The sequence below is a fragment of the Kitasatospora sp. NPDC057223 genome, from assembly GCF_042669755.1.
In the GTDB taxonomy this organism is placed as follows: Bacteria; Actinomycetota; Actinomycetes; order Streptomycetales; family Streptomycetaceae; genus Kitasatospora.
On sequence record NZ_JBHUWW010000076.1, the window covers coordinates 22,002 to 42,911 of the forward strand.

General features: G+C 73.9%; 11 protein-coding genes and 2 pseudogenes. 11 read left to right on the plus strand and 2 right to left on the minus strand.

Translation table 11 applies throughout. The annotated features are described in order from the left end of the window. Positions 1-490 precede the first annotated feature (490 nt). From ACFUK0_RS24650 to ACFUK0_RS24680, 7 genes are all read left to right on the plus strand, one after another. Positions 491-3,427 (plus strand): putative bifunctional diguanylate cyclase/phosphodiesterase, encoded by a 2,937-nt coding sequence (locus ACFUK0_RS24650; RefSeq protein WP_380253744.1) that lies wholly within the window; start codon positions 491-493, stop codon positions 3,425-3,427. Between the two features lie 341 nt (positions 3,428-3,768). Then, positions 3,769-5,622: an acetolactate synthase large subunit gene (locus ACFUK0_RS24655; protein ID WP_380253728.1), complete on the plus strand. Its 1,854-nt coding sequence runs from the start codon at positions 3,769-3,771 to the stop codon at positions 5,620-5,622. A gap of 33 nt (positions 5,623-5,655) precedes the next feature. Further along, positions 5,656-6,180: an acetolactate synthase small subunit gene (gene ilvN, locus ACFUK0_RS24660; protein ID WP_380253730.1), complete on the plus strand. Its 525-nt coding sequence runs from the start codon at positions 5,656-5,658 to the stop codon at positions 6,178-6,180. A gap of 126 nt (positions 6,181-6,306) precedes the next feature. Next, the gene (ilvC, locus tag ACFUK0_RS24665; protein WP_380253732.1) at positions 6,307-7,305 is read left to right on the plus strand and encodes a ketol-acid reductoisomerase; all 999 of its coding nucleotides are present in this window, start codon (positions 6,307-6,309) and stop codon (positions 7,303-7,305) included. A 262-nt stretch (positions 7,306-7,567) separates the two neighbouring features. Next, positions 7,568-9,154, plus strand: a complete 1,587-nt coding sequence (serA, locus tag ACFUK0_RS24670; protein ID WP_380253746.1) for a phosphoglycerate dehydrogenase — start codon at positions 7,568-7,570, stop codon at positions 9,152-9,154. A 370-nt stretch (positions 9,155-9,524) separates the two neighbouring features. Next, positions 9,525-9,707, plus strand: a complete 183-nt coding sequence (locus ACFUK0_RS24675; RefSeq protein ID WP_380253748.1) for a hypothetical protein — start codon at positions 9,525-9,527, stop codon at positions 9,705-9,707. 218 nt (positions 9,708-9,925) lie between these two features. Further along, on the plus strand, positions 9,926-13,294 hold the full coding sequence (locus tag ACFUK0_RS24680) for a S8 family serine peptidase (protein ID WP_380253734.1): 3,369 nt from the start codon (positions 9,926-9,928) through the stop codon (positions 13,292-13,294). Between the two features lie 41 nt (positions 13,295-13,335). On the opposite strand, the gene ACFUK0_RS24685 is transcribed toward ACFUK0_RS24680, so the two are convergent. After that, the gene (locus ACFUK0_RS24685) at positions 13,336-15,855 is read right to left on the minus strand and encodes a YfhO family protein (RefSeq protein WP_380253736.1); all 2,520 of its coding nucleotides are present in this window, start codon (positions 15,853-15,855) and stop codon (positions 13,336-13,338) included. A 151-nt stretch (positions 15,856-16,006) separates the two neighbouring features. Here ACFUK0_RS24685 and ACFUK0_RS24690 point away from each other — a divergent pair. The 4 genes and pseudogenes from ACFUK0_RS24690 to cimA form a co-directional block, all read left to right on the plus strand. Beyond that, positions 16,007-16,177, plus strand: a pseudogene (locus tag ACFUK0_RS24690) (Uma2 family endonuclease); the annotation flags it as partial. A gap of 145 nt (positions 16,178-16,322) precedes the next feature. Then, on the plus strand, positions 16,323-17,360 hold the full coding sequence (locus tag ACFUK0_RS24695) for a 3-isopropylmalate dehydrogenase (protein ID WP_380253738.1): 1,038 nt from the start codon (positions 16,323-16,325) through the stop codon (positions 17,358-17,360). A 154-nt stretch (positions 17,361-17,514) separates the two neighbouring features. Further along, on the plus strand, positions 17,515-18,627 hold the full coding sequence (locus ACFUK0_RS24700) for a branched-chain amino acid aminotransferase (RefSeq protein ID WP_380253740.1): 1,113 nt from the start codon (positions 17,515-17,517) through the stop codon (positions 18,625-18,627). 466 nt (positions 18,628-19,093) lie between these two features. Further along, positions 19,094-20,710 carry a citramalate synthase gene (gene cimA, locus ACFUK0_RS24705; RefSeq protein ID WP_380253742.1) on the plus strand — a complete coding sequence of 539 codons (1,617 nt, stop codon included), beginning with the start codon at positions 19,094-19,096 and terminating at the stop codon, positions 20,708-20,710. A gap of 105 nt (positions 20,711-20,815) precedes the next feature. On the opposite strand, the pseudogene ACFUK0_RS24710 reads toward cimA, so the two are convergent. Further along, positions 20,816-20,910, minus strand: a pseudogene (locus ACFUK0_RS24710) (ATP-binding protein); the annotation flags it as partial.

Consider the following 20,910-nt stretch of genomic DNA (forward strand, 5'->3'; position numbering starts at 1 on the left):
GTGCTCCCGTGCGCGCCGCGTGAGCCCCCTGGCGGGCGCCGCCGCCGAATGGGGTGGATACGCCCGGAACGAACCCGTTTTCCCGGCCACCGGCCATTACTCTAAGTTCAATGTATGTCTCGTTGAGTGACCGAAGTGGTGTAGTGTCCCGGTTGGGAACATCGGTGCGGCGCGGCGGTCCGAGGGCCGCCCGGACCCAGGGCCAGTGCCCCGGCGGGGTGCCGGGCCGTACCGGGCCGCCGGTGCCCCGTGGCCACACCGGTCGGCGGCGCGGCCCACACCCGGGCGCCGCCAGGCCCCGGGCGGCCGGAGGGGGAGATGTCGAGTGAGCTCCACCGATGAGGTGCTGCCCGGACCGGAGGGGCCCGGCTCCCCGCCGTGCGACCCGCCGCACGCGTTACTGCCGGCCGCCGCACCGCCCACCGCGGAGCCGCCCGCAGACGCCGCCGCCCCGGCCGTCCCGCCGCCCGCCCGCCGCCCGCTCCGGCGCCTGCGGTGCAGCCCGCGCCTGCCCGGCACGCTGCTCGTCGCCGTCTGCCTGGCGTACGCACTGGGCGCCGCCCTCGGCTGGGGCACCCCCGGGCTCGCGCTGTTCATGGGCGACTTCGGCCTCGCCGCCGCCGCGCTCGCGGCAGCCCTCTCCTGCCTGGTGCACGGCTGCACCGTCAGCGGCCACCTCCGCCAGGCCTGGCTGCTGTTCGGCCTGTCCTCCGCCACGGTGGCCTTCGGCAACGGCGCCTGGGGCTGGTACGAGGTGGTGCTCGACGCGCCCATCCCCGCGGACTCCTGCGCCGACCTCGCCTTCCTGCTGTTCGCCCCGCTCGCCATCACCGGCCTGCTGGTGCTCGCCCAGCGCCCCCGTACGGCGGCCGGCTGGGTCTACCTGGTGCTCGACGGCTGGCTGGTGGCCGGCTCCCTGTTCACGCTCAGCTGGAGCCTGGCGCTCGGCCGCACCGCCCAGGGCGAGAGCGGCGACCCGCTGCGCCTGGCCCTCGGGCTGGCCTACCCGGTCCTTGACATCCTGCTGGTCAGCCTGGTGGTGGGGCTGCGCTTCCGCAGCCGCGACGGCAACCGGGCGGCCGTGCACACCGCGATGGTGGGCCTGGCCGTCACCGTGGTCTGCGACGCCCTGTTCACCTCGCCCGAGCTGCGCAGCAGCTACCACTCGGGCGAACTGCTGGACGCGGGCTGGTTCGCCGGCAGCCTGCTGCTGGCCTGGGCGCCGTGGTCGCCGCGCTGGCGCCGGCCGAGCCGCGAGCACCCGTCGGCGGCGGGCGCCCCGCTGCGCCGGGTGTCCACCACGTTCAGCGCGCTCACCCCGTACGTGGCCGCGGCCGTCTGCACGGCGGGCATCCTCTACAACGCGCTCGGCGGGCACGCGCTGGACCGGGTGGTGGCCGCCGCCGCCTGCACGGTCGGGCTGGCGCTGATCCTGCGGCAGGGCGTGATGCTGCTGGACAACCTCTCGCTGGCCCAGGAGCTGGCCCAGAAGGAGGCGCACTTCCGCTCCCTGGTGCAGGGCTCCAGCGACGTCATCATGATCGCCGGGGCGAACGGCGTGCTCTCGTACGTCAGCCCGGCCGCCCTGCGGGTCTACAACCGGGACCCGGCCGAGCTGGTCGGCGGCAACCTGCTCAACCTCGTCCACCCCGAGGACGTCGACCGGGTGCTGCTGGAGGTCCGCCGGCTGCTCGTGAAGTGCCAGCACCAGGCCCACCGCAGCCCCGGCACGGCGGAGCCGTCCGCCCGGGTGGAGTGCCGGATCCGCTCCGGGAACGGCGAGTGGCTGCACGTGGAGTCGACCGTCAACCGCTACCGCGAGGGCCTGATCCTCAACAGCCGGGACGTCACCGAGCGGGTCCGGCTCCAGGCCCAGCTCCAGCACAACGCCTTCCACGACCCGCTCACCGACCTCCCCAACCGGGCGCTGTTCGCCCAGCGGGTGCGCGGCGCCCTCGGCGAGCGCGGCGAGGACCGCCCGCGCGGGCCGCGCGACCCGGGCCTGTCCACCGTCGCGGTGCTCTTCCTCGACCTGGACGGCTTCAAGGCGGTCAACGACAGTGCCGGGCACCAGGTCGGCGACGAGCTGCTGGTGCAGGCCGCCCGCCGGCTGCAGGGCGTGGTCCGGGCCGGTGACACCGTCGCGCGCTTCGGCGGCGACGAGTTCGCCGCCCTGGTGTGCGGGCGGCTCGGCCGCCACCAGGTGCAGGAGCTGGCCGAGCGGCTGCGCTCCGCGCTCTCCGAGCCGTACTGGATCGGCGGCGCCGAACTGGGCGTCGCGGCGAGCATCGGCATCGCCTTCGCCACCCCCTCGCCGGAGTCCTGCGCGGATCCGAAGGCCGCCACCGACGAGCTGATGCGCAACGCCGACCTCGCGATGTACCGGGCGAAGTCCGAGGGCAAGGGCCGGGTGGTGCTGTACTCACCCGGCATGCGGGCCGACCGGGAGCGCCGCACCGAGCTGGAGGAGCGGCTGCGGGTCGCGGTCCGAGAGGGCAGCTTCGCGCTGCTGCACCAGCCCGTGGTGGACCTCACCACCGGCGCCGTCGCGCTGGTCGAGGCGCAGGCCCGCTGGCGTTCCGCGCAGGGCCTGCTGCTGACGCCCGCCGAGTTCCTGCGCACCGTCGAGCAGGGCGACGGGGCGACCAGGTTCTCCCGCTGGCTGGTGCACGAGGTGGTGTCGGCGGCCGCGCTGCGCAGTGCGCCGCAGGCCCGCCCGAGAACGGCGGCCGTTCCCGTCTCGGTGCGGCTGTCCGCGGAGCGGCTCTGCGCTCCCGGGATGTACGAGACGATCGCGGCGGCGCTGCGGGAGACCGGCCTGCCCGCCACCCAGCTGGTGATCGAGGTCGCCAGAACGGGGCCGGACTCCACGGCGGACGAACTCGGGCGGCGGCTGGCCGCGCTGCGCCGGCTCGGCGTGTCCACGGCGGTCGCCGGCTTCGGGGCCGGCAGCGGTTCGCTCGGCACGCTGGCCCGGCTCCCGTTCGACGCGCTCAAGCTGGACCGCACCCTCGTGCAGGATCTCGCCGAGTCGGCACTCAGCCGCGCGCTGGCCGGCCACGCCCTGCGGCTGGGCCGGGACCTCGGCCTGGTCACCGCCGCCGAGGGGGTGGACCTGCCGCGCCAGGTCGCCATGCTGCAGGAGCTCGGCTGCCGCCAGGGGCAGGGGACGGCCTTCGCCCAGCCGCTGGAGGAGCAGCGCCTGCGCCGGGCGCTGGGGCGCCGCGTGTACCCGCTGCCGCGGCCGGCGGGCACCCTCTCGGCCCGCCGCGCCTTCACCGCCCCGGACGCCCGATCGGGTGGCCGTACGGAGCCTGGGCCGGTACGTGTCGTACATCACCGCGGTGCCTCCGACCTGCCGGAACGCCGTCCGGCCGGTGGTCCGGGGCATGGTCCGCATGGTGAGACCGCCGTCCCACCCGCTTGACACTCCACACCGCGCGGGAGGAAGGTCGTTGCCATGCGCACCCGAATTCTCGTACTTGGCGGGCGCGTCGGCTGAGCGGGTTTCGATGTCCCGCTTGTGACAGACCGACGCGCCACCCCTCGCATGCCCTGGGCACGAGGGGTTTTTTGTTGCACTGACACCTGTTGCACCAATGCTGTTCGAACACTGCAAGACCACTGGCCCCAACGCCTTCCCCTCCCACTCCAGGGGGAACGGGCGGAGGATTGGGGCAGAGCCGGCGACCGGCCCACCCAGGCAGCCCTCCCCACTGGCGGGGGGCCCACCGCCCGGGCCGGCAGAACCCGAGAAGAGACAGGCAGATGACTGAGCACGCCGCATCCCCCCGCCGTGGGGACACCCCGGCCGCCCACGCACCGGGTCCCCAGAGTGTCGTCGAGACCATGACCGGCGCGCAGTCGCTCATCCGCTCGCTGGAGGCCGTAGGCGCGGACACCGTCTTCGGGATCCCGGGCGGGGCCATCCTTCCCGCGTACGACCCGCTGATGGACTCGCAGAAGGTCCGTCACATCCTGGTCCGGCACGAGCAGGGCGCCGGCCACGCCGCCACCGGCTACGCGCAGGCCACCGGCCGGGTCGGCGTCTGCATGGCGACCTCGGGCCCGGGTGCGACCAACCTGGTCACCCCGATCGCCGACGCCTACATGGACTCCGTCGCGATGGTCGCGATCACCGGCCAGGTCGCCTCCAAGGCGATCGGCACGGACGCCTTCCAGGAGGCGGACATCTGCGGCATCACGATGCCGATCACCAAGCACAACTTCCTGGTGACCGACCCGTCCGAGATCCCCCGGGTGATCGCCGAGGCGTTCCACATCGCCGCCACCGGCCGCCCCGGCCCGGTCCTGGTCGACATCGCCAAGGACGCCCTGCAGGCCACCACGACCTTCCGCTGGCCGGTCGAGACCTCGCTGCCCGGCTACCGTCCGGTCACCAAGCCGCACGCCAAGCAGATCCGCGAGGCCGCCAGGATGCTGGTCGGCGCGAAGAAGCCGGTGCTCTACGTCGGCGGTGGCGTGATCAAGGCGAACGCCACGGCCGAGCTGCGGATCCTCGCCGAGCTGACCGGCGCCCCGGTCGTCACCACGCTGATGGCGCTCGGCTCGTTCCCCGACAGCCACCCGCAGCACCTCGGCATGCCCGGCATGCACGGCAGCGTGCCCGCCGTCACCGCCCTGCAGAAGGCGGATCTGCTCTTCACCCTCGGCGCCCGCTTCGACGACCGCGTCACCGGCAAGCTGGACAGCTTCGCCCCGTACGCCAAGGTCGTGCACGCCGACATCGACCCGGCCGAGATCGGCAAGAACCGCCCGGTCGACGTGCCGATCGTCGGCGACGCCCGCGAGGTGCTGGCCGACCTGATCGTCGCCGTCCAGGCCGAGTTCGACGCCGGTCACAAGACCGAGTACACCGACTGGTGGGTCCGGCTCAACGAGTGGAAGACCACCTACCCGCTGGGCTACGAGCCCGCCCCGGCCGGCGGGCTCGCCCCGCAGCAGGTCATCGAGCGGATCGGGCAGCTGGTCGGCCCGGACGCGATCTACGCGGCGGGCGTCGGCCAGCACCAGATGTGGGCCTCGCAGTTCATCAGCTACGAGAAGCCGGCCACCTGGCTGAACTCGGGCGGCGCGGGCACCATGGGCTACGCCGTGCCGGCCGCGATGGGCGCCAAGGCGGGCCGGCCGGAGACCGCGGTCTGGGCGATCGACGGCGACGGCTGCTTCCAGATGACCAACCAGGAACTGGTCACCTGCGCGCTGAACAACATCCCGATCAAGGTCGCCGTCATCAACAACGGCTCGCTCGGGATGGTCCGCCAGTGGCAGACCCTGTTCTACAACCAGCGCTACTCCAACACGGTGCTGCACTCCGGCCCGGAGCACGACGGCATCGCGGCCCCCGCCCAGGGCACCCGCATCCCGGACTTCGTGCTGCTGGCCGAGGCCATGGGCTGCGTCGGCCTGCGCTGCGAGCGCCCGGAGGACCTCGACGCGGTCATCAAGCAGGCCATGGAGATCAACGACCGCCCGGTCGTGATCGACTTCATCGTGCACCAGGACGCCATGGTCTGGCCGATGGTCGCGGCCGGCACCAGCAACGACGAGATCCTCGCCGCCCGGGACGTGCGCCCGGACTTCGGCGACGACCTCGACTGACCTCCGACCACCAGCATCAGAGAGAGCTACGAAATGTCCAAGCACACCCTCTCCGTCCTGGTCGAGAACAAGCCCGGCGTGCTCGCCCGCATCGCCGCCCTGTTCTCCCGTCGGGGTTTCAACATCGACTCCCTCGCCGTCGGCCCGACCGAGCACCCGGACATCTCCCGGATGACCATCGTGGTCAACGTCGAGGACCTCCCGCTGGAGCAGGTCACCAAGCAGCTCAACAAGCTGGTCAACGTGATAAAGATCGTCGAGCTCGACCAGTCCGCTGCGATCCAGCGGGAACTGGTGCTGGTGAAGGTCCGCGCCGACAACGACTCCCGGTCGCAGATCGTCGAGATCGTCCAGCTGTTCCGGGCCAAGACGGTCGACGTGTCGCCCGATGCGGTGACGATCGAGGCCACCGGCAGTTCCGACAAGCTGGAGGCGATGCTCCGGATGCTGGAGCCCTTCGGCATCAAGGAACTCGTGCAGTCCGGCATGGTGGCCATCGGGCGCGGCGCCCGTTCGATCACCGACCGCTCGCTGCGCGCCCTCGACCGCAGCGCGTAGCGACGCCGGGCCGCCGCGACGCGGCCCGTCTCACCACCTGAAGCAACGCCCCACACCACCGCCGGGTCCACGTACCGTGGGTACCGCACCCCCCGGCATCACCATCACGCAAGGAGATGTGCCCCCGTGGCCGAGCTGTTCTACGAAGACGACGCCGACCTGTCCATCATCCAGGGCCGCAAGGTCGCGGTCATCGGCTACGGCAGCCAGGGCCACGCCCACGCGCTGTCGCTGCGCGACTCGGGCGTGGACGTCCGTGTCGGCCTCCTGGAGGGCTCGAAGTCCCGCGCCAAGGCGGAGGAGGCCGGCCTGCGCGTCGTCTCCCCGTCCGAGGCCGCGGCCGAGGCCGACGTCATCATGATCCTGGTGCCGGACCCGATCCAGGGCGACGTGTACAAGGAGGCCATCGAGCCGAACCTGAAGGCGGGCGACGCCCTCTTCTTCGGCCACGGCCTCAACATCCGCTTCGGCTTCATCACCCCGCCGGCCGACGTCGACGTCTGCATGGTCGCCCCGAAGGGCCCGGGCCACCTGGTTCGCCGCCAGTACGTCGAGGGCCGCGGTGTCCCCGCGATCGTCGCCGTCGAGCAGGACGCCACCGGCAAGGGCCTGGAGCTGGCGCTCTCGTACGCCAAGGGCATCGGCGCCACCAAGGCCGGCGTCATCAAGACCACCTTCACCGAGGAGACCGAGACCGACCTGTTCGGTGAGCAGGCCGTCCTCTGCGGTGGCACCGCCGCCCTGGTCAAGGCCGGTTTCGAGACCCTGGTCGAGGCCGGCTACCAGCCGGAGATCGCCTACTTCGAGTGCCTGCACGAGCTGAAGCTCATCGTCGACCTCATGTACGAGGGCGGCCTGGAGAAGATGCGCTGGTCCGTCTCGGAGACCGCCGAGTGGGGCGACTACGTCACCGGCCCGCGCATCATCACCGCCGACACCAAGGCCGAGATGAAGAAGGTCCTCGCCGAGATCCAGGACGGCACCTTCGCCAACACCTGGATCGCCGAGTACAAGGCCGGCCTGCCGAAGTACAACGAGTACAAGAGCGCCGACTCCGAGCACCTGCTGGAGACCACCGGCAAGAAGCTCCGCAAGCTGATGAGCTGGGTCAAGGAAGAGGCGTAAGTCTCAGGATGGGGCAGGTCCGGACGATTCGGTCGTCATCGGGCCTGCCCCGTCTGTACATCCTGGCTGCTCCCGTGCGGGTGATTTCGCCGTACGGGAGCAGCCGCCTCCCTCGCCCGTCGATACACTTCCGAGTGCGCGTCAGGCCCACAGCGTCGTGCGTCTATCTACGCGGCATGCCACCTTCCCCCGCTGGTCACGCCACCTTCGTGCCATGGACCGGGGAGAACCGGACAGTTAAGGACACACTGTCGTGAGCACTGTGACATCCAAAAGCGCCGTCGTCCTGATCGCCGAGGAGCTGTCGCCCGCCACCGTTGACGCACTGGGCCCGGACTTCGAGATCCGCCACTGCAACGGGGCCGACCGCGCCGAACTGCTCGCCGCCATCGTCGATGTGGACGCGATCCTCATCCGCAGCGCCACCAAGGTCGACGCCGAGGCCCTGGCGGTCGCCAAGAAGCTGAAGGTCGTCGCCCGCGCCGGGGTCGGCCTGGACAACGTCGACGTCGCCGCCTCCACCAAGGCCGGCGTGATGGTCGTCAACGCGCCGACCTCCAACATCGTCACCGCCGCCGAGCTCGCCTGCGGTCTGCTGATCGCCAGCGCCCGGCACATCGCGCCCGCCAACGCCGCGCTCAAGCAGGGCGAGTGGAAGCGCAACAAGTACACCGGCGTCGAGCTGAGCGAGAAGACCCTCGGCGTCGTCGGCCTCGGCCGGATCGGCGTGCTGGTCGCCCAGCGGATGTCCGCCTTCGGCATGAAGATCGTCGCGTACGACCCCTACATCCAGGCCGCCCGCGCGGCCCAGATGGGCGTCAAGCTGCTCACGCTGGAGGAGCTGCTGGAGGTCTCGGACTTCATCACCGTCCACCTCCCGAAGACCCCCGAGACCATCGGCCTGATCGGCGACGAGGCGCTGCACAAGGTCAAGCCGACCGTGCGCATCGTCAACGCGGCCCGTGGCGGCATCGTGGACGAGGCGGCGCTCGCCAGCGCGCTGCGCGACGGCCGGGTGGCCGGCGCCGGCCTGGACGTGTACGCCAAGGAGCCCTGCACGGACTCCCCGCTGTTCGCGTTCGACAACGTGGTCGCCACCCCGCACCTGGGCGCCTCGACCGACGAGGCGCAGGAGAAGGCCGGCATCGCCGTCGCCAAGTCCGTCCGCCTGGCCCTGGCCGGCGAGCTCGTACCGGACGCCGTGAACGTCCAGGGCGGCGTGATCGCCGAGGACGTGCGCCCGGGCCTGCCGCTCGCCGAGAAGCTCGGCCGGATCTTCACCGCGCTGGCCGGCGAGGTCGCCGTCCGCCTGGACGTCGAGGTCCGCGGCGAGATCACCCAGCATGACGTGAAGGTGCTCGAACTGTCCGCGCTCAAGGGCGTGTTCGAGGACGTCGTGGCCGAGACGGTCAGCTACGTCAACGCCCCGCTGTTCGCGCAGGAGCGCGGCGTCGAGGTCCGCCTGACGACCAGCAGCGAGAGCCCCGAGCACCGCAACGTCATCACGGTGCGCGGCACGCTCGCCGACGGCGGCGAGATCGCCATCTCGGGCACGCTGTCCGGCCCGAAGCAGATCCAGAAGATCGTCGGCGTGGACGCCTTCGACGTCGACGTGGCCCTCACCGACCACATGGCCTTCTTCAAGTACGAGGACCGCCCCGGCGTGGTCGGCATCCTCGGCCGCCACCTGGGCGACGCGGGCATCAACATCGCGGGCATGCAGGTCGCCCGGGACGGCGAGGGCGCGCTGGCCTCCATCACCGTCGACAGCCAGATCCCGCAGGAGATCCTGTCGGCGATCGCCGCCGAGATCGGCGCCAAGTTCGCCCGCTCGGTCGACCTTCGCTGATCCCCGCACGCCGTGCAGCGGCCCTCCCGTCCTCGTGACGGGAGGGCCGCTGTCGTTACCGCTGTCGTTGCTGCCGTCGTCGCCGCAGGAGTTGTCACCGGCGTTGTCGCAGTCGTGCCCGCAGGGGCCGGTGGGGCGGGAGTGGCGGTCCCATCTCAGATAGTAGGAAATCCAAGTAGTTGTGCAGACAGCGACGGGTGGGGCGTCGTACCGTGGAAGAGCCATCCGGACAGCCACCCCCGGCACCAACCTCGCGGTCGGGGCGAGTGGGCCCGTATGTGCCGTACGCACCAAGGCAGGCGATCCCTGACCGGCGTACCAACGTCCCCTCCCTCAGCACCTGCGCGTGCACTGAACCGAGGAGCCCGGTATGCCTCCGATCGCAGACCTGCTCACGCACCGTGACCACCGAGACCACCGCGCCGCCCAGTCGGCCGCCTCGCCCGCACCGCGCCGGCGGCGCCGTGCCGAGCCCAACCCCTTCGCCTCCGCCGCCCTCCAGCGGGCGCTGGACCGCCGCGACAACGGCGGCGCCACCGGCCACCTCGGCTGATCGCCCGGTCGGGGCCGGGCCGGGCCGACAGGGCCGAATGCCTGACGTGTTGTCACTCCGGAGAGTGCAAGTGGCGCCCGTACGAGGGACGTTGCTCGCACTCTCCGGCGCGATGATCGTAATTTGAGCCCTCTCGGAGGGGTGATCGACGGCCGCACGGGGCGGACGTCAGCGAAACGTGTGCGGATCAGTCCACCCCCGCCGGGGGAGAGGGCCCTGTGCTCGACCGTCCAGCACCCAAGCAATCCGTCCGCCGCCCGCTCGGCAGACCCACCGTCGCCGGTATCGGCCGGGCCGGCGCCGCCCTCGCCCTGCTGGCCTGGCCGGTCACCCTCGGCGCCGCCCCGGCCGCCGGGGCGGGCACCGACCCGCCGGGCGGCACCCGGGCCGGGGCCACCGGCCCCGTCAGCGTCCTGCTGGAACTCGGCACCGAGGCCGCCGCCCCCGCCTGGCAGCGGGCCGGAGCCGAAGCCCGCCGCGCCCTGCGCCCGCCCGAGGCGGTGCGCGAGGAGGCCGCGCGGGCCGGCGCCCGGCAGCGGGCCACGGCCGCCGACGCCCTGGACACGCTGGCGCAGGCCGTCCACCGGGCCGCCCCCACGGCCCGGGAGCTCTACCGGACCCAGGCCCTGCTCACCGGCCTGGCCGTCACCGCGCCCGCCGCGGACCTGCCCGCCCTGCGGGCCCTGCCCGGCGTCCGGACGGTGCACCCGATCGCGCGCAAGGAGCGGGTCAACTCGTACGCCGCCCAGCTCACCGGCGCGCCGGCCGTCTGGTCGGGCGCCGGCGCCGGGTCCGACTCCGCCGACGCGCCGAACACCGGTGCGGGCGTCCGGATCGGCATCATCGACAGCGGCATCGACTACACCCACGCCGACTTCGGCGGCCCCGGCACCGAGGAGGCGTTCCGGGCGGTGGACGGATCGAAGCCCGCACCCCCGGGCCTCTTCCCCACCGCGAAGGTGGCCGGCGGCCGGGACCTGGTCGGCGACGACTACAACCCCGACCCGTCCTCCCCGCACTTCCAGCCCGACCCGCACCCCGACGCCAACCCGATCGACTGCGCCCTCAACGGCCACGGCACCCACGTCGCCGGCACCGCCGCCGGGCTCGGCGTCGGCGCCGACGGCCGGACGTACACCGGGCCCTACCACCCGGGCCTGGACCCGGCCGGCTTCCGGGTCGGCCCCGGCACCGCCCCGGGAGCCCAGCTCTACGCGATCCGGGTGTTCGGCTGCGACGGCTCCACCGACCAGCTGACCCGCGCCCTCGACCTGGCCGCCGACCCGGACGGCGACGGCGACCTCACCGACCGCCTGGACATCGTCAACCTCTCGCTCGGCAGCCGCTTCGGCAACACCGACGACGCCGACGCGGTCGCCGCCGACCACCTGTCCGCGCTCGGCACGCTGGTGGTCGCCTCGGCCGGCAACGAGGGCGACGTCTACGGCATCGGCGGCAGCCCCGGCACCGCCCCGCGCGCCCTCACCGTCGCGGCCTCCGTCGACCCGCACAGCGACGCGGACGGCCTGCGGGTGCTCGCCCCCGAGGCACTGGCGGGCCTCGTCCCCGGGCACTGGAGCTCCAAGTACCGGGACTGGGACACCAGGGACGTCACCGGCGAGCTCGCCCTCCCCGCCGGCCAGCAGGACGGCTGCACCGCCTTCGACGAGGCCGACCGGGCCCGCCTCACCGGCCGGATCGCCCTGCTCGGCTGGCAGACCAGGGAGTCCGAGCGGGCCTGCGGCTCCGCGCCGCGCGCCGACCACGCCGCGGACGCGGGCGCGATCGGCGTGATCTTCGCCGCCGTGGACGACCACCTCGCCGAGATCGCCGGCAACGACCGGATCCCGGCGGTGCTGCTGGCCCGCGCCGACGGGCAGAGGCTCCGGGACGGCGCCGCCGCGGGCCCCGTCCGGGTCCGGCTCGCCGAGCCCGGCAACGCCCTGCACGGCGTGGTCGCGCAGGACCAGCCGCAGCGCACCGACACCCTCACCGACTTCACCTCGCGCGGCATCGGCGTCCCGGGCGTGGTCAAGCCGGACCTCGCGGCGCCCGGTGAGACCATCTGGTCCGCCAAGGCCGGCAGCGGCGCGGGCGGCATGCGCGAGAGCGGTACGTCGATGGCCGCACCGCACGCGGCCGGGCTGGCCGCGCTCGTCCGCGCGGCGCACCCCGGCTGGAGCGTCGAGCAGGTCAAGGCGGCGCTGATGAACACCGCCACCGACACCTGGCTCGGCGACGACCGCTCCGGCCCGGCGTACGGGCCGGAGCGCACCGGCGCGGGCCGGGCCCGGGTGGATCTGGCGGTCCGCACCCCGGCCGTCGCGTACGCGGCGGGGGAGGGCGCGGTCGAGGGCGCGGTGGGCGTCTCGTTCGGCCCGGTGCCGGTCTCCGGGCCGCTGGCGCTCACCCGCGAGGTCGAGGTCCGCAACCTCTCGGACGCCGCGCTGGCCTACCGCACCGGCTACCGGGCGGCGACCGGGATCCCCGGCGCCGACTTCCGGCCGAGCCCCGAGCGGGTCACCGTCCCGGCGGGCGGGACGGCGCGCGTCACGGTCACCCTGGCCGTCCCCGGCGAGCTGGACCGGGCGCTGGACCCGACCACCGACACCATGCAGGGCGGCCACGCCCGCAGCTACCGCGGCGAACTGTCCGGGCTGCTGCTGCTGACCCCCGAAGAGCCCGGATCGCCCGAGCTCCGGGTGCCGCTGCACGCCGCACCCCGCCCGGCCTCCGACATCGCCGCCGCCGTCCAGGCCCGGCTGTCGCAGTCCGCCACCCTGCTGGCCCTGCGCGGCACCGCCGCCCCCGCCCCGGGCGGCGGCCTGGTCAGCGCGTTCGCCCTCGGCGGCGAGGCGGAGCGCTGGCCGGACTGCCCCGCCGAGGCGCTCTGCGTCGACCGCCCCGGCGACCGGGCGGCCAACCTGCGCGCGGCCGGCGCCGCCACCGACACCCCGGCGCTGGCGGGCAGCGCAGCCGACCGGCTGGCCGGCGGCACCCTCTACCTGGCCGCGAACCTGTGGGCCCCCGCCGTCACCCCGGTCGGCGTCCACGCCGTCCGGGCCTCGCTGGACACCGACGGGGACGGCGCCACCGACGCCGTCGTCTCGGCCGACCGGCTGCGCGGCAGCGACGTGCTGGTGGCCAGGACCTTCGACGCCCGTACCGGCCGGGAACTGGACGTCCAGCCGCTGAACGCCCGCTGGGGCGACACCGACACCGACCTGCTGGACAGCGACACCGTCGTCCTGCCGGTCCGCCTCGCCGTCCTGCCCGGACTGCGGGAGGGGGCCTCGGTGGTCCGCTACGCGCTCTGGACGGGCCTGGCCGGGCCGGGCCTGCCCGACGTCGCCGAGGCGTTCGCCTCGATCGGCCTGGAGGACTCCCGCCCCACCGTCGCCCTCGACGTGCTGCACCCGGCGCTGGACGTCCGCGACGGCATCGGCGGCCCGGCCGCCCTGCTCGCGCCCGAACGGCCCAGCGGCGTCCTGGAGGTCCGCCGGGCCACCGCCGACCGCACCCGCCTGCTGCTCGTCCACCACCTCAACCCGGACGGCCGGCGGGCCCAGATCGTCACCCTCGGCTGAGCCCCGCCGCCGCGCTCACGGCCGGCCCGGTGCCATCCGCCTCACGCGGACGGCGCCGGGCCGGCCGCCTTCCGCCTCCGGGCCCCCGGCGCCCGTTTGACGGGCCGCCGCCGGGGCCAGTGGGTGGCGGTCACCAGCGCCACCACGCCCGCCGCGGCCGAGCCCAGCACCAGCCCGGGGGCCAGCCCCGGCGAGCGGTAGGAGCAGGACACCCGGCCGGCACCGGCGCCCAGCGGCACCCCGATCAGGCCGAGCACGGGCAGCGGCGCCGCGTACGGGCCGCCGGCCGAGCACACCCAGCCCCGGACGGCCGGTACCGAGAGCACGGCGGTACCGGTGCTGCCCGCCGGGAGCACGGCGCTGATGCTGTGCCCGCCCGCGGTGACGCCGGATCCGCCGGTCGCGGTCAGCCGCTGCACGGCGGCGTCGAACGCGTCCGCCCGCAGGCAGCCGACCGGCCGGGCCGGGATCTGCGCGGCGGCGTCCGTCCGCAGCAGCAGCTCGACCCGCCCGTCGGCGGGCACAGGGCCCAGCAGCCGGACCCCGACGGCCGTGGAGGGCTGCGAGCCGTCGCTGCGGAACGTGCTGCCGAGCGCCGAGACGGTGCCGTGGAACCACAGGCTGTGGACGTACGCCGTGCTGCCCGGCGGGCACGATCCGGCGAGGACGGATCCGGCCGAACCGGGCGGGGTGGCGGGCACCGACCAGCCGCTGCTGCCGTGCAGGGCCGGGGCCGGCCCGCCGGCCGGGGCGAGTTCCGGGACGTCGTACACCGGGCCGCCGAGCAGGCTGCCCCGCCGGGCCCAGACCGAGGAGATGTCCGGCGCCCCGGCCGGCAGCACGGTGACCAGCGGCAGGGCGGTGGCCCGGCGGGCGGTGAAGCCGTCCGGCGGCGGACCGTCCGCCAGGTAGGTGGTGACACCGAACAGGGCGCGCCCGACCGGATCGTCCGGGCCGACCACCTGCCCGCCGCCGTGCGTCCACCCCGCACCGAGGTCGTGCAGGGTCTGCGCGACGTCCGCCGGGAGGCCGGCCGAGGCGTACGCCCCGCCCTCGCCGCCCAGCAGCAGCGGGTCGTTCGCGGTGAAGGCGTGCGGCCCCGGGTCCGTCCGGCTGCGCGGCCAGTCCTCCGCGGCCCGGATCACCCGGTGGGCGGCCTCCCGGGCACCGGCTCTCGTGGGCACCGTCCCCAGGTGACCGGTCGTCGCGTACGCCGACCAGACGGCCCCGCCGAACACCGCACCGGCCAGCCCGGCGGCCACCCAGGCGCTCGCCCGCCGCCGGGTGTGCAGCCGCTCCAGCGCCCACAGTGCGGCCACCACCACGGCGGCGCCGGCCGGCGTCCCCAGCCAGGCCGTCGCCCGCAGCGCGCCCTGCGCCTGGGCGAGGGCGGCGAGCAGCAGCACCAGGCCCGCCCCGCCCAGCAGGCTCAGCGGATCCGGCCGGTGCGAGAGCGACACCCAGGCGGCCATCACCAGCAGCCCGCTGAGCACGAACGCCACCCGGTACGGCCCGCCCGCCGGGAGCGGCAGGCCGTGCCAGAGCAGGACGTCCGGCTTCCAGAACAGGCTCACCCCCGCCAGCGCGGGCAGCGTGCACCAGGCCACCCGCTCCCGCACCCGCACCCGCCGGTTGAACGGGAGGCCCGCCGCCAGCAGCAGGCCGAGCATCCCCACCGCGACGTCCGGCAGCTGCGCCCCCCAGTGGCCGCCCGGCAGCAGCTGGGCGAGCTGCGCGACCGGGCCCGGTACCGGCTGCGGCGGGACGAGCTGGGCGGGCTGCGCGTCCTGGGCGGCCGTCACGGTGACGAACAGCACCGGCGAGGCGATCAGCCCCCCGACCGTGGCCGCCGTCACCGCCCGCCCGGTCACCCGCAGCCAGGCCCGCGCGCCCGGCCGGGCGACCACCAGCCGCACCAGCAGCACCAGCCCGGCGGCGACCGTGGCCATCACCGCCGTGTAGAGACTGCCGACCCAGGCCACCGCCACGCAGACGGTGCCCGGCACCCAGCGCCGCTCGTGCAGGCACCAGTCCCCGGCCAGGCAGAGCAGCGGCAGCGACACCAGCCCCCACAGCCACGCCGGATCGGCCGCGCCGTCGGCCGTCGCCCACGCGCAGACCCCGTACCCGACCGCGAGCAGCGCCCGCAGCAGCGGCGGCCCGGGGTGCAGCCGCCCGAGCACGTACGTCATCAGGGCGGCGCCGAGCCCGATGGTGAGCAGCGTCGCCAGGAACACCGCGAGCGCGGCCGACGAGCGGGGGAGCAGGCCCACCAGGAGCGAGAAGGGGTTCGTCAGGTCGGCCACGAGATCCGGCAGGAAGGGCGTGCCGAAGCCGCTGCCCCAGTTGAACAGCAGATCACCGCTGGTCTCCCCGTGCAGCAGGTCCCACAGGTGGGTGTGCATCGGCACCGCGACATCCGTCAGGGCGCCCGCCGGGGACCGGCCGCCGAACGGAGCCGTCCCGCGCACCGCCGCCGCCAGCGAGTACGCGCCTGCGGCCAGCACCGCCGCGATCCCGGCCGCCCCGGCCTCCCGGCGGCGGGTGGTGGTCTCGCTCACTGCGCAGGGTCCGTTCTGCGAGGAATGTCCGGTCCGGATCGGATCGAGCATAGGCTCCGGGGGCGCACGCCCGGGACATGCGCTCACTCGTCGGAGTGGCCTGCGGGCGACATCCGGCCGTGAGCCACAAGTCGGCTGCCGGACTCGCCCCGTGGGAGCAACCCGAAGCGCCGATCAGTACCCCGACCGGATCCGGCCTCCGGCCGACGGCTACACCGCCGACGATCTCGACCGGCTGCCGGATCTCCCACGGCACACGGAGTCGATCGACGGCGGCCTTGTCTTCGCGGCCCGGCGTACGACGGGCCACGCACGGACGGTCCGCGCAGACGTTCTTCCCCGCCAAGGATGTCCTGCTCGCCGTCGAGGTGGACCTCACCTGCTGGAAGGGCCGGACGGGCGACACGTCGCGTCCGGATAGTGGACGTCGGGTGTCAGCAGCTGGACGCCGGAGTAGGGTCCCCTGCATGTCTCGTAGCCTTCGTCTCGCAGTGATCCCCGGTGACGGCATCGGCCAGGAAGTGGTGGCCGAAGGCCTCAAGGTCCTCAGCGCCGTCCTTCCCGCGGACGTCAAGGTGGAGGCGACCGAGTACGACCTCGGCGCCCGCCGCTACCACCGCACCGGGGAGACCCTCCCGGACAGCGTGCTGGAAGAGCTCAAGAACAACGACGCGATCCTGCTCGGTGCCATCGGCGACCCGAGCGTGCCGTCGGGTGTCCTGGAGCGCGGGCTGCTGCTCAAGCTGCGGTTCGCCTTCGACCACCACATCAACCTCCGCCCGGGCAAGCTCTTCCCCGGCGTGAAGTCCCCGCTGGCCGGCGAGCCGGACATCGACTTCGTGGTCGTCCGCGAGGGCACCGAGGGCCCGTACGTCGGCAACGGCGGCACGCTGCGCACCGGCACCGTGCACGAGGTCGCGACCGAGGTCAGCCTGAACACCGCGTTCGGCATCGAGCGCGCCGTCCGCGACGCCTACCGCCGCGCCGCCGCCCGCCCGCGCAAGAAGCTGACGCTCGTCCACAAGAACAACGTGCTGGTGCACGCCGGCCACCTGTGGACCCGGATCTTCCAGCAGGTCGGCCAGGAGTTCCCCGAGGTCACCACCGACTACCTGCACGTCGACGCGGCGACGATCTTCTTCGTCACCCAGCCCGAGCGCTTCGACGTGATCGTCACCGACAACCTGTTCGGCGACATCCTCACCGACCTGGCCGCCGCCGTCACCGGTGGTATCGGCCTGGCGGCGAGCGGCAACATCAACCCGTCCGGCGACTTCCCGTCGATGTTCGAGCCGGTCCACGGTTCGGCCCCCGACATCGCCGGCCAGGGCAAGGCCGACCCGACCGCCACCGTGCTGTCCGTCGCCATGCTGCTGGAGCACCTCGGCTTCACCGCCGAGGCCGCCAAGGTCGAGGCCGCCGTGGCCGCCGACCTGGCCGAGCGCACCGGCACCCGCTCCACCTCGCAGGTCGGCGACGCGCTCGCCGCCCGAGTATCCGGCTGACGGGCCGGCGCAACCTCGCAGCCGTTACGTCGGCTGTTCGGCACGGCCCTCTAGATGCGACTATCAACAGTGGGCCGTGCCGTCGTGCGTTCGATCAGTCCGAAGCACCGGCGGGCAGGGCCCGGACCAACCCCACGGTGAAGGACAGACAGCCATGAGCACGCCCACCCAGGCGACCATCACGTTCGACCTCAAGCCCTCCGCCCACCCGCTGGCCGACGCGGAGCGAGCGGCCCGGCTGGCCAACCCCGGTTTCGGACGGGCCTTCACCGACCACATGGTCACCATCCGGTGGACCGAGGGCCGTGGCTGGCACGACGCGCAGCTGACGCCGTACGCGCCGCTGGAGATCGACCCGGCGAACATGACCCTGCACTACGGCCAGTCGATCTTCGAGGGCCTCAAGGCGTACCGCCAGGCCGACGGCTCCATCGCGACCTTCCGCCCGACCGCCAACGCCGAGCGCTTCCAGGCCTCCGCCCGCCGCCTGGCGATGCCCGAGCTGCCGGTCGAGGCCTTCGTCGAGGCGGTCGAGCTGCTCGTCCAGCAGGACCAGGCGTGGGTCCCGAGCGAGCCCGAGCAGAGCCTGTACCTGCGGCCGTTCATGTTCGCCACCGAGGTCGGCCTGGGTGTCCGCCCCGCGAACGAGTACCTCTTCATGATCATCGCCTCGCCGGCCGGCGCCTACTTCCCCGGCGGCGTCAAGCCCGTCTCGGTCTGGCTCTCCGAGGAGTACGTCCGGGCGGCCCCCGGCGGCACCGGCACCGCGAAGTGCGCGGGCAACTACGCCGCCTCGCTGATCGCCCAGGCCCAGGCCGCCGAGAAGGGCTGCGACCAGGTCGTCTGGCTCGACGCCGCCGAGCACCGGTGGATCGAGGAGATGGGCGGGATGAACCTGTACTTCGTCTTCGGCGAGGGTGCGGACGCGAAGATCGTCACCCCCGAGCTGTCCGGCGCGCTGCTCCCCGGCATCACCCGCGACTCGCTGCTCGCGATGGCCGCCGACCTCGGCTACGCCGTCGAGGAGCGCCGGATCTCCACCGACGAGTGGAAGCAGGGCAACGCCGACGGCACGCTCACCGAGGTCTTCGCCTGCGGCACCGCCGCGGTCATCACCCCGGTCGGCTCGGTCAAGTCCGCCCGCGCCGACTGGACGGTCGGGGCCGGCGAGCCCGGCCCGGTCACCATGGAGCTGCGCAAGGCCCTGCTGGCCGTCCAGGGCGGCCAGGCCCCCGACGCCCACGGCTGGCTGCACCGGATCGTCTGACCCCGTGCCGGGCGCCCCCCCGCGGCGGGGCGCCCGGCGGGGCGGCGTCCGGCGGCGGCCTCCCCCGGCCCGGCCTGCCACGTCCCGGATCGCGAGACGCCGCAGCCGCATTCCGGGATGGTGTGCCACACTGCGAACGTGTCCTCGCTCGCGCTCATTATTAGCAGCAGGCGCGCCGGTCCGCAGTGACCGCTCCGCAGTACCCTCTCGCGGAGCCCTCACGGTGTCACGACCCGCGCGCAGACCTCTCGCACCCGCGAGGGGTCTTTTGTTTTGCCCCGCCGGCCCCCACCCCCGGCCGCGGGACAGGATCCGGACCGGCCGGGGCCCCCACCAAGGGCCGTCCGACCCTCCGGATGGCGCGCGGGCATGGTGGACAGTGGAGCCACACATCCGGCTACAAGCAGTTCCCCCTCCGCCCGGTCTCGGGCGGCGGGGGCCCAGCCCGAACGGAGAGACCAGGGCCATGACCGAGGCCAGCAGCGCCCCCAACGACAGCTTCCACGTCTTCGACACCACCCTGCGCGACGGCGCGCAGCGCGAGGGCATCAACCTCACGGTGGCCGACAAGCTGAACATTGCCCGGCACCTGGACGAGTTCGGCGTCGGGTTCATCGAGGGCGGCTGGCCCGGCGCCAACCCCCGGGACACCGAGTTCTTCGCCCGCGCCGCGGCCGAGCTGGACCTCCAGCACGCACAGCTCGTCGCCTTCGGCGCGACCCGCCGGGCCGGCGGCAACGCGGCCGACGACCCGCAGTTGGCCGCGCTGGTCAACTCGGGCGCGCCCGTCGTCACCCTGGTCGCGAAGTCGCACGACCGGCACGTGGAGCTGGCCCTGCGCACCACGCTGGACGAGAACCTGGAGATGGTCCGCGACAGCGTCTCGTACCTGGTCTCGCAGGGCCGCCGGGTCTTCATCGACTGCGAGCACTTCTTCGACGGCTACAAGGCCAACCAGGAGTACGCCGTCGCGGTGGTGCGCGCCGCGCACGAGGCCGGCGCCGACGTCGTGGTGCTCTGCGACACCAACGGCGGGATGCTGCCGGCCGGTGTGCACGAGATCGTCGCCGACGTCCTCGCCCGGACGGGTGCCCGCCTCGGCATCCACGCGCAGGACGACACCGGCTGCGCGGTCGCCAACTCGCTGGCGGCGGTGGACGCGGGCGCCACGCACGTCCAGTGCACCGCGAACGGCTACGGCGAGCGGGTGGGCAACGCCAACCTGTTCCCGGTGGTCGGCGCGCTGGAGATCAAGTACGGCATGACCGTCCTGCCGGAGGGCCGGCTGGCCGAGATGACCCGGATCTCGCACGCCATCGCCGAGGTGGTGAACCTGACGCCGTCCACGCACCAGCCGTACGTCGGCGTCTCGGCGTTCGCGCACAAGGCGGGCCTGCACGCCTCCGCGATCAAGGTCGACCCGGACCTGTACCAGCACATCGACCCCGAGCGGGTCGGCAACACGATGCGGATGCTGGTCTCCGACATGGCCGGCCGGGCCTCGGTCGAGCTCAAGGGCAAGGAGCTGGGCTACGACCTCTCCGCCGACCGCGACCTGGTGGGCCGGGTGGTCGCCAAGGTCAAGCAGCAGGAGAACCTCGGCTACACCTACGAGGCCGCCGACGCCTCCTTCGAGCTGCTGCTGCGCGACGAGGTGCGCGGCGGGCGGGAGCGGTTCTTCACGCTGGAGTCCTGGCGGACGATCAGCGAGCAGCAGTCGGAGGCCGCCGGCGGCCTGGCCGGCAACGAGGCGACGGTGAAGCTCTGGGCCAAGGGCGAGCGCCGGATCGCGACCGGCGAGGGCAACGGCCCGGTGGACGCCCTGGACAAGGCACTCCGGACGGCGTTGGAGGGGATCTACCCGCAGCTCGCCAAGATGGAGCTGGTGGACTACAAGGTGCGGATCCTGGAGGGCCAGCACGGGACGGGCTCCAAGACCCGGGTGCTGATCGAGTCCGCCGACGGCACGGCGTCCTGGGCGACGGTCGGGGTGGCGGACAACGTGATCGCCGCGTCCTGGCGGGCGCTGGAGGACGCGTACACCTACGGCCTGATCCGCGCGGGGCTCGAACCGCAGGAGTGACCCGGCGCCCGGGCGCGGCCCCGGCGCAGCACAACGGCCCACGGACCGGTCAGGTCCGTGGGCCGTTTCGCGTCCGGTCCGGTCCGGTGCTCGGCGGAGCCGGGCTCAGCGGAGTCGGGCGAGGAGGGCGTGTTCGACGAGGGTGATGAGGGCGCTTTTGGCGCTGTCGCGTCGGCGGGCGTCCAGGGCGATGACGGGGG

Coding starts and splice junctions, on each gene's coding strand:
- ACFUK0_RS24655 (WP_380253728.1), top strand. CDS start 3,769: ATGACTGAGCACGCCGCATCCCCCCGCCGTGGGGACACCCCGGCCGCC.
- ilvN (WP_380253730.1), top strand. CDS start 5,656: ATGTCCAAGCACACCCTCTCCGTCCTGGTCGAGAACAAGCCCGGCGTG.
- ACFUK0_RS24675 (WP_380253748.1), top strand. CDS start 9,525: ATGCCTCCGATCGCAGACCTGCTCACGCACCGTGACCACCGAGACCAC.
- ACFUK0_RS24695 (WP_380253738.1), top strand. CDS start 16,323: ATGTCTCGTAGCCTTCGTCTCGCAGTGATCCCCGGTGACGGCATCGGC.
- ACFUK0_RS24700 (WP_380253740.1), top strand. CDS start 17,515: ATGAGCACGCCCACCCAGGCGACCATCACGTTCGACCTCAAGCCCTCC.
- cimA (WP_380253742.1), top strand. CDS start 19,094: ATGACCGAGGCCAGCAGCGCCCCCAACGACAGCTTCCACGTCTTCGAC.